Here is a 14,369-nt window from a genome sequence, read left to right on the forward strand (position 1 = left end):
ATGGTACGGACGCCCGGCCGCCCGTTCGTTCCGGGCTCGAACCGTCACTCGAAGCGGGCCGCCAGCAGCATCAGGTCGTCGGTGGCCGTGCCCGCGGCCTCCGGGTCCGGGCAGACGGCCAGCAGGTGGGCGCAGAGCCGGTCCGGGTCGATCCGCACGTCGCGCGGGGCGTCGGCGGCGGCCCGGCGCAGGTTGGCCTGCCCGGCGTGCAGGGTCGGGCCGCAGCGGCGGGCCAGGCCCTCGGTGTAGAGCAGCAGGGTGTCGCCGCGCTCGGCGACGAACTCCACCCCGGGGGCCTCCCAGCAGGCCAGCATGCCGAGCGGGGCGGAGAGCGAGGTCTCCACGAACTCGGCGCCGTGCCGGCCGACCAGGACGGGCGGGCAGTGCCCGGCGCCGGCCAGGGTGATCCGGCGCTCCTCGGGCTCGATCCAGGCGTAGACGGCGGTGGCGGTGCGGGTCGGCTCGGTGGTCTTGAGCAGCAGCTCCAGGTCCCCCAGGACGGAGACCGGGTCCTCGCCCTCCAGCACCGCGTACGCCCGCAGCGCGGCCCGGACCCGGCCCATCGCGGCGGCCGCGCCGGGGGCGGAGCCGGGGCCCGCGCCGGGGCCGTCGCCGGAGACGGAGCCGACGGTGAGGCCGATGGTGCCGTCGGGCAGCGGGATCGCGTCGTACCAGTCGCTGCCGGTGGAGCGCTCCAGCCCGGCGGGGACGAGCCGGGCGGCCAGCCGCAGCCCGGCGGCCCGGGGGAGCCGGTCCGGCAGCAGGCCGCGGCGCAGCGCCTCGGTGGTGCGCGAGATCCGGTCCGCCTCCAGCTGCTTGGCGAGCAGCGGGGCGGCGATCTCGCAGTAGTGGCGGGCCAGTTCGCGCTGGCAGTCGGTGGGTCCGGCGGGCTCGTCGTAGAACCAGAGGGCGGCGGCGAGCGGGCCGTCCTCCTCGGTGGCGAGCGGCAGGCCGTAGGCGCCGCCGAGGCCGAGGTGGACGGCGAGTTCGCGCAGCCGGGCGCCGGTGGCCGGGTCCTCGGCGAGGTCGTGGGAGTGCAGCTGGGCGGGCCGGTCCCGTTCGCGCAGCAGCCGGGCCAGCAGGCTCTGCTCGGTCGGGACGGTCTCCAGGGCGCCGAGGCTGGCGCGGTCGAGGCCGTGGCCGACCGGCTGTCCGGGCCCGCCGCCGGGCCGCCGGGTGACCAGCATGCCGCGCCGGGCGCCGAGCAGGGCGGCGCCGGAGGCGAGGACGGTGTCCAGGGTGGCGGCCAGGCCGCGGGCGCGGGCGAGCCGCTCGGTGTGTTCGTACAGGCTGGTGATATCGGACAGACGTCCGGCCAAACGGTCCTGCACCGCGGCGGACGACGCCGTGCGGCCGTCCGCCGTGCCGTCCGGGGCGTCGACGGGGCCGGGGAGGTCCGGCAGGTCGAGGACGGTGAGCCCGCCCGCGCAGCCGGGTTCGACAGGCTCGGCGGTCGTCGTCGGGAGGGCCGTCGACGGGTGGGACTCGTTCATGCCGTCACTCCTGACGCGGTGCTACGTGCCATGCGAAACCCCCAGGTACGGCCAATGTGGAGCGAGCACGGCCAAAGGGCGTGTTTCGCCTCGATTCGCTACTACTCGTCATTGATCGACAGCAATGCCACCACTTCTACACAGGCCATTCGGGGCATGTCCAGATCCAGGACGACGCGGTGGCCCGTTCCACATCGATCGCGACCCGGTCGGGGGGCGCGCGGGGTATGCGCGCGCCGCTCGGCCGGGAGGCATGGAGCGGGCCGGGAACGGGCAGAACCGGGAGGACGGCCCGGGCGGCCGTCCGGATCGTATGTCCGTGCCGCCCGCGAGCCGGGTCGGCCGGAACTCTCTCACTCGTACGGTGGAACCAAGCGCGCCCGGGCGGCGTCCATCCGGTCGCGTACGGGATTCTCGTTCCAAGGGCTGTGCCCCGCGCGGCCCTTTCACGTCGTACTCCACACCTGCTCCACGTCGTGCCGCGCCGTCCGCCGTGCCGCCCGCCCCGCGCCGCGCCGCCCGGGTCCGTGCCGCGGCCGGTCCGTGCGGAGGATCCCGACGGACGCCGGCGGAGCGGAGCGAACCGAGCGGTCAGGGAAAGGAACGAGCGCCATGCGTGAGAACCCGAAAGACCGGTCGGAGGATCGTTCCGCCCGGCTGGCCGCGGCCCTGACGGCCGCCGTCGACCACCGTTGGCCCGTGGTGCCGGGCGCCGTGCTGCGCGACGGCCGCTGCTCCTGCGGCGACCTGGACTGCACCGTCCCCGGCGCGCACCCGCACGACCCCTCGCTGCTGGCCGCCACCACGGACGCCCGGATGGTGCGCTGGTGGTGGGAGCGGCAGAGCCCGGACGCGCCGGTGCTGGCCGCCACCGGCTCCACGGTCTCGGCGGTCAGCCTGCCCGCGGCGGCCGGCGCCCGGGCGCTGGTCTACCTGGGCGCGCTGCGGCTGCCGCTCGGCCCGGTGCTGGCGATGCCGGGCCGCTACGCGCTGTTGGTCGCCCCGTACTCGCTGGACGTGCTCGGCGAGATGCTGGCCCAACTCCCTTGGGTGCCGGGCTCGTTGCGCTACCACGGGGCGGGCGGCTTCCTGCCGCTGCCGCCCGGCGGCGCGGCCGTCGGGGTCCCCTCAGCCGGAGGCTGGGGGAGGGTGCGCTGGGTGCTCGCGCCGCGACCGGGCGTCGGCGGCGGGGTCTGGCTGCCGCAGGTCGGGCCGCTGCTGGGGGAGTTGGTGGAGGCGACGGTCCGGCTGGACAGCGGGCGTTCGGCCTACTGAGGGCCACCGGAGCGGGACGGGCTGTCGACACCGTCCGCCGGGCCCGGATCCGGGCCTCACCCGGGTCTCGGCCCGGGCCCGTCCAGGGGCTCCGAGCGGGGCGCTCCGGAAAAACAAAAGATCCGGCCGCTGGCGACGGGGGATGCACCAGCGGCCGGACTCTTTAGACAGTAACAAGGATCCGCGCCCGCGCCAATTTCCAAGACGCCCTCCACGCCCGGAAATTGCGCGTTCACCGCGACAATGTGACGCGTATCACGCGGATCCTGCGCCCTTTAGTTCAAGGTGACCTGACGGTTCACCAGGTTCGCGCGGGTGCGCCGCTCCTCGGCGGTCAGCGGGGTCCCGTCGGCGAGCACGGCGGCGAGCCGCTCGGCGAACTCGGCGGCCGGCTTCTCGCAGTCGGCGGCGGTCATCGCGAGCGGGAGGTCCCACACCGGGACGGTCAGGCCGTGCGCGCGGAAGGAGCCGACCAGGCGGGTGTCCGGGCCGAGCGAGGCCTCGCCGGCGGTGTTCAGCCGGGCCAGCGCGTCCAGCAGCTTCTCCTCGGGCACGGTCATCACCCAGCGCAGGTGGTTCTTGTCCGGGGTGCCGCACCAGTACGCGGAGTCGACGCTCGCGAGCTTCTCGGTCGGGATGGCCGAGGCGTTGGCGCGCTCCAGGGAGGCGGCGACCTCGCCGGTGGCGGCCTCGGCGTCCTCCAGCCAGAACTCGAAGCCGGTGTGCACGGCGGGCGTGAACGCGGCGGTGGTGTCCAGCAGGTCCTGCAGGCGGCGCCCGCCCGGGACGGTCCGGCGGGCCGGCACCGGGCTGCCCGGCTCGGTGGCCAGGGCCAGCTCCAGGGCGTCCGCGAGGTCGCGGCTGAGGTCGCCGGAGGCGGACTGGGTCTGCAGGCCGAGCAGGATCGAGCCGTCCTGGCGGCGCAGGGCAGGCCAGGCCAGCGGCAGCACGGTGGCCAGGGTCACCGACGGGACGTCACCGGTCGCGCCGTCGGCCACCCCGGCGGCCAGCGTCAGCGGCACCGTGGCGGCGGGCACCAGCTCGCGCAGCGCCACCCAGTCGGCCTCGCCCGGCAGGCCCTCGAACGGGCGGTGCACCAGCTCCTGCACCGCGTGCGAGGCCTCCCGGCCGTGACACGCCTTGTACCGGCGGCCCGAGCCGCAGGGGCAGTCCTCGCGGGCCCCGACCACGGGGATCTCGCCCGTGACGGCGGTGGTGGACTGGCGCTGCGGCGCCTTCTTGGCGGCCTTCTTGCCCATGCTGCGGCTCTCCCGGGAACGGTGGTCCTGTGTCCCGGGAAGCCTAACGACACATTCCCCGAGCCCGGCTCACGCGCTACGGGCATCGCCCCCGGTGCGCCGGGCGTGCCGGGCCCGGGCGGGCAGCGCCGCCCAGACCGTGACCTCGCCGGGGGCGTCGCGCACGCCCCAGTCGCTGGCCAGCTGGTCGACGATGCTCAGGCCGCGGCCGCCGCGCGAGGTCAGCGAGGGACTCGCGGGCAGCGGCCGGGTGGCCGCCCCGCCGTCCGTGACCTCCAGGGTGAGCACCCCGTCGGCGTGCATCTGCCAGCGGACCAGCACCCCGCCGGCCGGCTCGGCCGGACCCTCGGCGGGCTCCCGGCCGCCCTGCGCGGCGTTCGCCCCGGAGGGGACGCCGACCAGCACCTGCCCGAGCACCTCGGCCCGGGCGCTGCGGCCCAGGGCCGGCAGCGGGCCGAGCGGACGGGCGTACCGACAGGCGTTGCTCAACAGCTCGGAAAGGATCAGAACAGCATCATCGATGACCGGTTCGGGTATCTGCCGGTCACCCAGATCTCGACGCAGTCGGCGCCGTGCGACCCCGACACTCGCTGGGCCGTGCGGCACTGCCATGGTCGATGAAGTCGGCACTTCACGCGCCACCATCAACGCCACCCCCGGACCTCCTTCAGCGTATGCCGAGGGAGAGATGCCCCTTGGTAATGCGTCGGAAACGAACACCGGACGATCCCGCGAGCCCATTTCGAGTGCGGCGACCGACGGTCGACATCAGGTCATTCCACGCTCACCCTCCGTCGCCCGGATGCAAGAATTCCGGCAATTTCGTGCGAGGAAGGTTTGACTGCCGACCAGAGTGATCGGATCGGAGGAGTACGGCGGTCGGTGCGTCGGCGGATCACCGGCGGATCACCGGCCGAGCTGCGCCAGCACCTCCGCGGGCCGGTTGGTGATGATCGCGGACACCCCGAGCTCCAGGCAGAGCTCGACGTCGGCCGGCTCGTCCACCGTCCACACGTGCACCTCGTGGCCGAGCTCGCGCAGCCGGGTCACCAGCTGCGGGCGGGCCCGCACCAGCTCGATGCCCGGGCCGGCGATCCGCGCCCCGCCCGGCAGCGGCGAGCCCTCGCGGAGCCGGCCGAGCAGCGGCAGGGTCCGTTCGAACAGGAAGACCCGCCGGTACCGCGGCGCGGCGGCGGCCACCCGGTTCAGCGCGACCGGGGAGAAGCTCATGATCCGGGCGGACGGGCGGTCGCCCTCCCGGGTCGCACCGATCTTGAACCGCTCCAGGGTCCGCAGCAGCTCGGCCTCCACCCGGCCGCGGAAGCGCACCGGGTGCTTGGTCTCGATCGCCAGGTCCACCGGGCGGCCGCACTCCACCACCAGCTCCAGCAGCCGCTCCAGCCGCAGCACGCCGCGCAGCTCCGGGTCGGTGCTGGGGCGGCCGGTCTTCCAGGCGCCGAAGTCGTACGCCTCCAGCTCGGCGAGGGTCATGGCCGAAACGGTGCCCCGGCCGTTGGAGACCCGGCCGATCCGGCGGTCGTGCACGCAGACCAGCGCGCCGTCGGCGGTGACCCGGACGTCGCACTCCAGCGCGTCCGCGCCCTCGTCGAGCGCGCGCCGGTAGGCCGCGAGGGTGTGCTCGGGCAGGGCGTGGGAGGAACCGCGGTGGGCGATCACCTGGACGGGCGGCACGGTGCGCGCCGCCGCCGAGGACAGGTCTGGGCTGGTCACAGGCCCAACGATAGGCGGCGGAGGTGAAGCGCGGACAAAGACGGCCCCAACCTGTGGGGCCGTCTGCGGACCTGCGGGGCCCGCTCGGGCCCCGCTTCCTCCGCTCCCCCGGCTCCGTCAGCCCCGGGCGGCGCGGCGGCCGAGCGGGGTGAGCGCCCAGGTGGCCAGGGCCGGCACCAGGAAGGCGAACAGCGAGGCCGAGGTCCACTCCTGCGGGGTGAAGTGCAGCGCCTCCTGGGCTGAGGTCCAGAAGTCCGTCCACCAGTCCGCCACCTTGGTCGGCGCGATGAACTGGTAGACCGCGAAGCCGAGGGCCCACGGCAGCAGCATCAGCCAGCGGGACGGCGCGTCGGCGGAGAGGTTCCAGCCGCGCCGGCCGGCGCCGAGGAAGTAGTCCACCACGAGCACCGCCAGCAGCGGCACGAACACCGAGCCGATCAGGCCGAGGAAGCCGTAGTAGGTGTCGGTGAACTCGTCGATCTGCAGCGCCAGCACGGTGATCAGCACGCCGATCGCGCCGGAGAGCACCCGGCGGTCCACCTTCGGCAGCAGGTTCTGCACCGACATCGCGGTCGAGTACACGTTGGCGAAGGACTGGTCCGTCTCGCGCAGCACCAGCACCAGCAGGAACAGCCAGCCGGCCCAGACCCCGAGGAAGGAGTCGAAGATCCGGTTCGGGTCGCCGTCCGACTGCAGCAGCGCCATCAGGCCGAGCACGTAGCACCAGACCTGGGCGACGGTGTAGCCGGAGAAGCTGCCCCAGAACGCCGAGCGCGGGGTGCGCGAGTGCCGGGTGTAGTCGGCGGCCAGCGGGACGAAGGAGACCGACACCGCGATCATCGCGTCGGTGGCGCCGAGGAAGCCGTGCCAGTTGCCCGCGCCCGGGTCCGGCACGCCCTGGCGGCCCAGCTGGACGGTGAAGTACACCATCGCCACCGCGACCGCCCCGGCCACGAAGCGGCGCAGCACCGCGATCGAGCCCAGCGGCCAGATGGTCAGCGCGGTGGTCAGCGCGCCCGCGAGCAGGACGAACAGCCAGCGGTAGCCGGTGGTGTGCGCGACGGTCTGCGCGCCCGCCGAGATGGTCAGCAGCTCGAAGACGCCCCAGCCGATGCACTGCACGATGTTCAGCACCGTCGGCAGGTACGACAGCCGGGTGCCGAACAGTCCGCGCAGGTTCGCCATCGCGGGGGCGCCGGTGCGGGCGCCGATCAGCGCGGCCACGGCGAGCATCGCGGTGCCGACCGCCGTACCGATCGTGATCGCGGTCACCGCAGCGGCCAGCGACAGCTCGCTGCCGGGGGCGCCGAGCACGGTGGCGGCGGTGGAGAAGCCGATCAGGCTGACGCCCAGGTTCATCCAGAGCGCGAAGTGGTCCCGGAAGCGCAGCGTGCGCGGCGGTCGGGTGTCCAGGACCAGGGGCGCTTCGACGTGATCGGCGCGTTCCAGGAGGGCGGTCGCGCCGGGCGCGGGGGCGTCCGCGCCGGGGTCGGAGGCGTTCGTACCCGAAGAAGAGGATGGCGAAGCAGGCGGCATGGCCGATACTCCCTACGCCGGCATTACCCGGACAGGTTCCGGCGGTCAGCGCCCCCTCGACCGTCCGTCACTCGTGTGGCGTACGGTCGACATGCGCACTCTCAGCCTGGTGGGTCCAAGCTCCCGCGTGTCAGTTTGGAGCGACAGGCTAACCGGCGCGGGTGCGAACGCCCAAGGCCGAGGGCGGGGCGGTCCGCATCGCGGACGCCCGGTGGGGAGGGGAGCCTCGGCCGTCGGTACGGGTGTCGGTACAGGCGTCGGAGCCGGTGTCGGTACGGGTGTCGGTGCCGACGCGAGTGCCGGTGTCGGTGCCGGCTAAGGATTCTTATGAGTTCTTCAGAGGGGTCCTTACGGCAATCGAATCGACAGTGCGAAAAACTATGGTCCTTGGTTCTGCCAGCTATGGAGGTCGTCCGTGAGCACCGAGCGCGAGGTTGGGCCCACCGGGCCGCAGGGGGAGCAGCCCGCCGGGCCGGGGGCGGCCGAGTCCGCTTCCGCGGGCCCCGCTCAGGGCGGGCACAACCCGACCATGGCGTTCCGGCGGGTGCCCGAGCCGGAGGCGGCCGCCTCCGACGCGGCGCCGTCCGTCGACGCCGTTCCGGCCGAGGAGGTCCCGGCCGGGGGCGGGCACAAGCCCACCGTCGCCTTCACCAAGGTGCCCGCACCGGAGGCACCCGCCGAGCCCGTGGCACCCGCCGCGCCCGCCGTCGAGGAGCCGGCCGTCGACCCGGCCACCGGCTACATCGACGCGCCGCCGCCGGTCCTGCCGCCCGTCCCGTCGGCCCCGGCGGCCCCGGCGGCCGCCGCGCCCGCCGCCCCGGCCCTGCCGCCGGCCGGCAACCCGTACGCCACCCCGACCCACGGCGTCCCCGCCGCCGGCACGCACGAGGGGTACGGCGCCGCTCCGGCCGCCCCCGCCGCGCACGGCCACCACCCCTTCGGGGCCGGCCAGCCGCTCGGCGGCTGGGGCCCCACCCACGACTCCACCTCCGGCGGTGCCGGCTACCCCGGCGGCCCGGCGGGCCCGCTCGGCTACCCGGCGGAGTACCCCGGCGGTCCGGGCGGCCCCGGCGGACCGCGCAAGAAGCGCGGCGGCCTGGTCGCCCTGATCGCGGCCGTCGCGCTGGTCGCCGGTGTGGCCGGCGGCGCGCTCGGCGTGTCCGTCTCCGACCGTTCCGACCGCAGCAGCTCCGCGAACGACCACCGCAGCACCACCGTCCAGGCCAGCGACACCCAGAAGAACGAGCCCGTCCCCGGCTCGATCGCCGCCATCGCGCAGAAGGCGCTGCCCAGCGTCGTCACCATCAAGGCGCAGGGCAACGGCGAGTCGGGCACCGGCACCGGCTTCGTCTTCGACACCGAGGGCCACATCCTCACCAACAACCACGTCGTCGCGCCGACCCTCAGCGGCGGCAAACTGACCGTCAAGTTCGCCGACGGCAGCTCCTACAGCGCCTCGGTGCTGGGCCACGCCGAGGGCTACGACGTCGCCGTGATCAAGATCGACAACCCGCCCAAGAGCAAGCTGGCCCCGCTGCCGCTGGCCGACTCCGACAAGGTCAACGTCGGCGACGCCACCGTCGCGATCGGTGCGCCGTACGGCCTGGAGTCCACCGTCACCAGCGGCATCATCAGCGCCAAGGACCGCCCGGTGGCCTCCGGTGACGACACCGGCTCGCAGGCCTCGTACATGAACGCCCTGCAGACCGACGCCTCGATCAACCCCGGCAACTCCGGCGGCCCGCTGCTCGACTCAGGCGGCGCGGTGATCGGCATCAACTCGGCGATCCAGTCCAACGCCTCCGCCAACGGCCGGGCCGGCAGCATCGGCCTGGGCTTCGCCATCCCGATCAACCAGGCCAAGTGGGTCGCGGACACCCTGATCAAGACCGGAAAGCCGGTCTACGCCAAGCTCGACGTGCTGCGCAACGACGACTACAAGGGCGACGGCGCGCAGATCCAGACCAAGGACATCCAGGGCCAGCCCGCCGTCACCCCCGGCGGCGCGGCCGACAAGGCCGGCCTCAAGCCGGGCGACGTCATCACCAAGCTCGGCGGCGTCCCGATCGACAACGGCCCCGCCCTGGTCAGCCGGATCTGGACGCACAAGCCCGGCGAGACCGTCGACGTCGAGTACACCCGCAACGGCCAGACCTTCAACACCAAGGTCACTCTCGGCCAGCGCGAGGGCGACCAGCCGTAACCCCCGCCCGCACCGAAACGTGTGCACCGAACCCCGCCGGACCCGTTAGGCTGACCTCCGCCTGGAGAGCTGCCCGAGCGGCCTAAGGGAACAGTCTTGAAAACTGTCGTGCGGTGACCCCGTACCGTGGGTTCGAATCCCACGCTCTCCGCCGGTAGGAGAACCACCTGCTCAGGGCGGGTGCCGAGACCACTCGGCACCCGCCCTCGGTGTTTTCCGGGCCACGGTCGAGGGTTGGGGTTGACCCTGACACGGTGGCAGGGGGTGGAGTGGTCGCACCATGTTGAACATCGGAGACTTCGCCAGCCACGGCCGGGTGTCGGTGCGGATGCTGCGCCACTACGACGCGATCGGGCTGCTGCGGCCCGCCCGGGTGGACCCGGTCAGCGGCTACCGCTTCTACGAGGCGTCCCAACTGGCCCGGCTCAACCGGGTGATCGCGCTCAAGGAGCTCGGCTTCACCCTGCAGCAGGTGCGGGCCGTCCTGGACGAGCAGGTGGACGCGGCCGAGCTGCGCGGGATGCTGCGGCTGCGGCGGGCCCAGCTCGCCGCGGCGATCGCGGCCGACGAGCTGCGGCTGGCCCGGGTGGAGGCGAGGCTCCGGACGATCGAGAGCGAGGGGACCATGTCCGTGCAGGATGTCGTGGTGAAGCCGGTGCCGTCCGTCCGGGTGGCCCAACTGACCGGTGTGGCCGCGAGTTACGAGCCGGAGGACATCGGGCCGGTGATCGGGCCGCTGTTCGCCGAGCTGTGCCGACGGCTGGCCGGGGCCGGGATCGAGGCGACCGGCCCGTCCGTCGCCCACTACCAGGACGCCCCGGAGGGCAACGGCTCGGTGCTGGTCGGGGCGGCCGTCCCGGTCGGCCCGTCGGTGCGGGCGGGCGCGCACGACTTCGAGGTGGTCGACCTGCCGCCGATCGGGGAGGCGGCGACGATCGTGCACCGCGGCCCGATGGACGAGGTCCTGGGCGCGGGCCAGGAGCTGGCCCGCTTCATCGAGGAGAACGGCTACCGCTCGGCCGGCTACGCCCGGGAGCTGTACCTGGAGTGCCCGGAGGACCCGGCGGGGTGGGTCACCGAGCTGCAGGAGCCGGTGGTCCGCGGGTAGCCGGGTTTGCCCTCGACCCGGTCGAGGGTCCTACCGTCGCCCGGCATGACCACTGCCACCGCCACTGCCACCGTCGGTCCGCGGGCCGCGATGCCCCGGACGTACCTGCTCTGGCTGGCCGGGCTCCAGGCCGGACTGCTGGGCGACGCCGCGCTGTACTTCGCCCTCGGCTGGGCCGCCTCCGCGCACGGCGGCGGCGCGGCCGGGCTGGTCCTGACGGCGGTCACGGTGCCGCGCACCGCGCTGGTCCTGCTGGGCGGCGCGGTCGCGGACCGGTTCGGCGCCCGTCGGGTGATGCTCGTCGGGGACACGGTGATGCTGGTCGCGACCGCCGCGCTGGCGCTGGTCGCGGCCGACCGGGGCACACCGCTCTGGCTCCTGGTCGCGGCGGCGGCCGTGATCGGGACGGTCGACGCCTTCCACCTCCCGGCGAGCGGTTCGATGCCGCGCCGGCTGGTGCCCGCCGACCGGCTGCCCCGGGCGCTCGCCCTGCGGCAGGCCGGCGGGCAGGGCGCCGTCCTGCTCGGGGCGCCGCTCGGCGGCCTGCTGGTCGCGGCCGGCGGGCTGCCCGGCGCGGCGCTCGCGGACGCGGTGAGCTTCGGGGTCGTGCTGCTGGTCCTGCTGCGGGTGCGCCCCGGGGCGGACGGGCCGTCCGGTCCGCGGGTCGGCCTGCTGCGCGAGGCCGCGTCCGGCGTCCGGCTCGCCCTGGCCGACCCGCTGCTGCGGGCCGCGCTGCTGCTCACCGGTGCGGCGGCCGGGGCGCTGCTGCCGGTGGTGTCGCTGCTCGGTCCGCTGCTCGCCCGGGCGCACGGCTGGTCGGCCGGGACGGCGGGACTGGTGGGCGGCGGGCAGGCGGCCGGGGTGCTGGCGGTGGCCGTCCTGGTCGCCCGGCGGGGCGCGCTGCCCCGGGCCGGCGTGGGGGCGGCCGCCGGGCTCTGTACGGCGTCGGCGGGGACCGCGCTGCTGGCCCTGGCCGCGGGACCGGTGGCGGCGGTGGCCGGCAGCACGGTGGCGGGTCTCGGCTCGGGGCTCTTCGCCTGCCACCTCGGCCCGCTGGTGCTGACCGGCGCGCCGCCGACCCATCTCTCGCGGGTCCAGGCCCTGCTGACGCTCGTCCAGAGCCTGGCCCTGGTGCTCTCGAACGCCCTGCTGGGCCTGCTCGCGGACGCGGCGGGCGCCGCCCTGCCCACCCTCCTCTGCGCCCTCGCCACCGCTGCCGCCGGCCTCGCCGCCCTGGCCGCCCCGACCCTCCGCCGGGCCTGAGCCCACCCGGGCGTCTCTTCCGCTCCGCCCGTCCCGCTCCCCGTTCCCCCCGCGGCCCACTTGCCCGCCCCCTGCCGTCCGGGCAGAGTGCGGAGGTGGAGGCGGTCGGGCGGCGAGTGGAGGCGGCGATGAGTGATCTGACGGACCGACTGGCGCAGGGCCTCCCGGACGGGTCCGTGGTGGTGGACCCGGACGTGACCGCCGCGTACCGCCACGACATGGCGGGCTTCTGCGCGGCCGGGCAGCCCGCGGTGGTGGTGTTCCCGGAGACGGTCGAGCAGGTGCGACACGTGCTGCGCACCGCGACCGAGCTGCGCGTCCCCGTGGTGCCGCAGGGCGCCCGGACCGGGCTGTCGGGTGCGGCGAACGCGGTGGACGGCTGCGTCGTGCTGTCGCTGGTGAAGCTGAACCGGATCCTGGAGATCGATCCGGTGAACCGGATCGCGGTGGTCGAGCCCGGTGTGGTGAACGCCGAACTGTCCCGTGCTGTCGAGGAGTTGGGCCTCTCGTATCCGCCGGATCCGTCCAGCTGGGAGTCCTGCACGATCGGCGGCAACATCGGCACCGGGGCCGGTGGGCTCTGCTGCGTGAAGTACGGCGTCACCAGCGAGTACGTGCTCGGGCTGGACGTGGTGCTGGCGGACGGGCGGCTGCTGTCCACCGGCCGCCGGACGGCGAAGGGTGTGGCCGGGTACGACCTGACCAGGCTGTTCGTCGGCTCGGAGGGGACGCTCGGGGTGGTGGTCCGGGCGGTTCTGTCGCTGCGGCCGGCGCCCGCCCCGCAGCTGGCGCTGGCGGCGGAGTTCCCGAGCGCGGACACGGCCGGGGCGGCGGTCTGCGAGGTGATGGCGCGCGGTCTGACCCCGTCGCTGATGGAGCTGATGGACGCGGTCTCGGTGCGCGCCGTCAACGAGTTGGGGCGGATGGGGCTGCCGGAGTCCACCCAGGCGCTGCTGCTGGTGGCCTTCGACGGGCCGGACCGGGTGGCCGAGCTGGCCAGGGTCGCGCGGCTGTGCCGGGAGGCCGGGGCGACCGAGGTGGTGCCGGCCGAGGACGAGGCGGAGTCCGATCTGCTGCTGGCCGCCCGGCGGATGGCGCTGCCCGCGCTGGACCGGCTGGGCACCACGATGATCGACGACGTGGCCGTGCCGCGCTCCCGGCTGGCGGAGATGCTGAACGGTGTCGCGGTGATCGCCGAGCGGCACGGACTGACCATCGGGGTGGTCAGTCACGCCGGGGACGGCAACACCCACCCGATCGTCATCTTCGACGCCTCGGACGAGCAGCAGACGGCCCGGGCCCAGCGTTCCTTCGATGAGATCATGGCGCTCGGGCTGGAGCTGGGCGGCACGATCACCGGGGAGCACGGCGTGGGGCTGCTGAAGCGGGACTGGCTGGCCCGTGAGCTGGGCCCGGTGGCGTTGGACCTGCAACGGCAGCTGAAGGCGGTCTTCGATCCGCTGGGAATTCTGAATCCCGGCAAGATGATCTGATTTTCACTGAAGTATTTCGACGGGGACCGCACGTCCGAACCGCTGCCGTCGTGGTGTGACATCTGACGGCCTTTTCCTGGCCGGGAAAGTCGACATGGGAGGGTGACCGAACTTTTCCGGGGGCGCGCGTGCGGTTCGCCCGCGCCAGGGTGGTGCGCTCAGCGGATCGTGTGACGGTGCCGCGCCGTCCTCCGGATCGACCAGCGACCAGCGGCCGTCCGGGTGAAGTACCAGCTCGGACGGGGTATCTCGCCGCGTTTTCCGTTTTCCCGGCTGTCATGCGCGGCCCGGGTGGATATCACGCAAACGGGCGAAATTCGCCGTGTGAGCTAGCGCTTTGTCGATTTGTTGCGGAAGTCTGTCTTCCGGCGTCGCAGCCCGTAGGTGTTCGTCCGGTCGACGAACCTTGCGCACCCTGATCGACCATTGCGCGACAAGCAGCTTCTCGGAGGCATTCATGGCTCGCACCCATCCCCGTCGAACAGCCGGGCTCCTACTCGCCGGCCCGCTCGCGGCCGGCCTGCTGCTGGCCGGTGCCGGGGCTGCCGCCGCCGACGACGGCGCGGGCGCCGAGGGCGCCTCCAACGCCGGGGCGGTCTCCGACACCGGTTCCGGCAACGTGTTCGGCGGGGTCGACGGCAACTACGTCTCCACCCAGCAGACCGCCGCCGGCTCCGGCGCCTCGAACCAGGACAACACCGTCGCGGTGAAGGACAACACCGGCACCGTCCAGGGAGGCCAGGGCAACAAGGACGTCAACGTCGTCGTCGCCCCGACCTTCAACTGACCGGCCGCACGGCCGAGTGACGGCACCGGGCACCACGGAAGGCGGGGGCGCCGGACGTGGGTGGACGCGGGTGAGCTGAGCAGCCGCGGACAGGCCCGGACCGGAACGGAACGGCCGGAACGGACACCGAACCACCAACGCATCACCACCAGAGGGAACAGCGCAACGACCGGCCGGCGGAAAGGGTCACCGCGAAACCGGTCTCGTGGCCGGTGCCGCCA

General features: G+C 74.2%; 11 protein-coding genes, 1 tRNA gene and 1 riboswitch. Of the genes, 7 read left to right on the forward strand and 5 right to left on the reverse strand.

Annotated features, from left to right (window positions below):
• Window positions 1-44: 44 nt before the first annotated feature.
• Window positions 45-1,493 carry a PP2C family protein-serine/threonine phosphatase gene (locus tag ACFU6K_RS12355; RefSeq protein ID WP_380662503.1) on the reverse strand — a complete coding sequence of 483 codons (1,449 nt, stop codon included), beginning with the start codon at window positions 1,491-1,493 and terminating at the stop codon, window positions 45-47.
• A 612-nt stretch (window positions 1,494-2,105) separates the two neighbouring features.
• Here ACFU6K_RS12355 and ACFU6K_RS12360 point away from each other — a divergent pair.
• Entirely contained in the window at window positions 2,106-2,768 is a 663-nt protein-coding gene (locus ACFU6K_RS12360; protein WP_049655147.1) for a bifunctional DNA primase/polymerase, read from the forward strand.
• A gap of 275 nt (window positions 2,769-3,043) precedes the next feature.
• Here the strand turns inward: ACFU6K_RS12360 and ACFU6K_RS12365 are convergent, their stop codons facing one another.
• The 4 genes from ACFU6K_RS12365 to ACFU6K_RS12380 form a co-directional block, all read right to left on the reverse strand.
• Window positions 3,044-4,027 (reverse strand): DUF5926 family protein, encoded by a 984-nt coding sequence (locus ACFU6K_RS12365; RefSeq protein ID WP_380662504.1) that lies wholly within the window; start codon window positions 4,025-4,027, stop codon window positions 3,044-3,046.
• A 69-nt stretch (window positions 4,028-4,096) separates the two neighbouring features.
• Entirely contained in the window at window positions 4,097-4,681 is a 585-nt protein-coding gene (locus ACFU6K_RS12370; RefSeq protein WP_380662505.1) for an ATP-binding protein, read from the reverse strand.
• A 252-nt stretch (window positions 4,682-4,933) separates the two neighbouring features.
• Entirely contained in the window at window positions 4,934-5,758 is an 825-nt protein-coding gene (locus tag ACFU6K_RS12375; RefSeq protein ID WP_380662506.1) for a glycerophosphodiester phosphodiesterase, read from the reverse strand.
• A gap of 117 nt (window positions 5,759-5,875) precedes the next feature.
• Window positions 5,876-7,294 (reverse strand): purine-cytosine permease family protein, encoded by a 1,419-nt coding sequence (locus tag ACFU6K_RS12380; RefSeq protein WP_380662507.1) that lies wholly within the window; start codon window positions 7,292-7,294, stop codon window positions 5,876-5,878.
• Window positions 7,287-7,431, reverse strand: a riboswitch (TPP riboswitch). (Overlaps the previous gene by 8 nt.)
• A gap of 278 nt (window positions 7,432-7,709) precedes the next feature.
• On the opposite strand from ACFU6K_RS12380, the gene ACFU6K_RS12385 reads away from it, so the two are divergent.
• The 6 genes from ACFU6K_RS12385 to ACFU6K_RS12410 all read left to right on the forward strand — a co-directional run bounded on the left by ACFU6K_RS12385 (window position 7,710) and on the right by ACFU6K_RS12410 (window position 14,148).
• Entirely contained in the window at window positions 7,710-9,497 is a 1,788-nt protein-coding gene (locus tag ACFU6K_RS12385; RefSeq protein ID WP_380662508.1) for a trypsin-like peptidase domain-containing protein, read from the forward strand.
• Window positions 9,498-9,560: 63 nt separating this feature from the next.
• Window positions 9,561-9,648 (forward strand) — tRNA-Ser (locus ACFU6K_RS12390).
• A 129-nt stretch (window positions 9,649-9,777) separates the two neighbouring features.
• Window positions 9,778-10,605, forward strand: a complete 828-nt coding sequence (locus ACFU6K_RS12395; protein ID WP_380662509.1) for a MerR family transcriptional regulator — start codon at window positions 9,778-9,780, stop codon at window positions 10,603-10,605.
• Between the two features lie 45 nt (window positions 10,606-10,650).
• A complete protein-coding gene (locus ACFU6K_RS12400) occupies window positions 10,651-11,868 on the forward strand; it encodes an MFS transporter (protein ID WP_380662510.1) in 1,218 nt (405 codons plus the stop codon).
• 128 nt (window positions 11,869-11,996) lie between these two features.
• Window positions 11,997-13,361 carry an FAD-binding oxidoreductase gene (locus ACFU6K_RS12405; RefSeq protein ID WP_380662511.1) on the forward strand — a complete coding sequence of 455 codons (1,365 nt, stop codon included), beginning with the start codon at window positions 11,997-11,999 and terminating at the stop codon, window positions 13,359-13,361.
• A gap of 457 nt (window positions 13,362-13,818) precedes the next feature.
• Complete coding sequence (locus tag ACFU6K_RS12410; RefSeq protein ID WP_380662512.1) at window positions 13,819-14,148, forward strand: hypothetical protein; 330 nt, start codon at window positions 13,819-13,821, stop codon at window positions 14,146-14,148.
• Window positions 14,149-14,369 lie beyond the last annotated feature (221 nt).

The sequence above is a fragment of the Kitasatospora sp. NPDC057512 genome, assembly GCF_042802135.1.
Taxonomy (GTDB): Bacteria; Actinomycetota; Actinomycetes; order Streptomycetales; family Streptomycetaceae; genus Kitasatospora.

What these genes read in the sequence shown, in the direction of transcription:
- ACFU6K_RS12355 (WP_380662503.1), bottom strand. Translation starts at nt 1,493, where the DNA reads ATGAACGAGTCCCACCCGTCGACGGCCCTCCCGACGACGACCGCCGAG.
- ACFU6K_RS12380 (WP_380662507.1), bottom strand. Translation starts at nt 7,294, where the DNA reads ATGCCGCCTGCTTCGCCATCCTCTTCTTCGGGTACGAACGCCTCCGAC.
- ACFU6K_RS12365 (WP_380662504.1), bottom strand. Translation starts at nt 4,027, where the DNA reads ATGGGCAAGAAGGCCGCCAAGAAGGCGCCGCAGCGCCAGTCCACCACC.
- ACFU6K_RS12405 (WP_380662511.1), top strand. Translation starts at nt 11,997, where the DNA reads ATGAGTGATCTGACGGACCGACTGGCGCAGGGCCTCCCGGACGGGTCC.
- ACFU6K_RS12400 (WP_380662510.1), top strand. Translation starts at nt 10,651, where the DNA reads ATGACCACTGCCACCGCCACTGCCACCGTCGGTCCGCGGGCCGCGATG.
- ACFU6K_RS12410 (WP_380662512.1), top strand. Translation starts at nt 13,819, where the DNA reads ATGGCTCGCACCCATCCCCGTCGAACAGCCGGGCTCCTACTCGCCGGC.
- ACFU6K_RS12395 (WP_380662509.1), top strand. Translation starts at nt 9,778, where the DNA reads ATGTTGAACATCGGAGACTTCGCCAGCCACGGCCGGGTGTCGGTGCGG.
- ACFU6K_RS12360 (WP_049655147.1), top strand. Translation starts at nt 2,106, where the DNA reads ATGCGTGAGAACCCGAAAGACCGGTCGGAGGATCGTTCCGCCCGGCTG.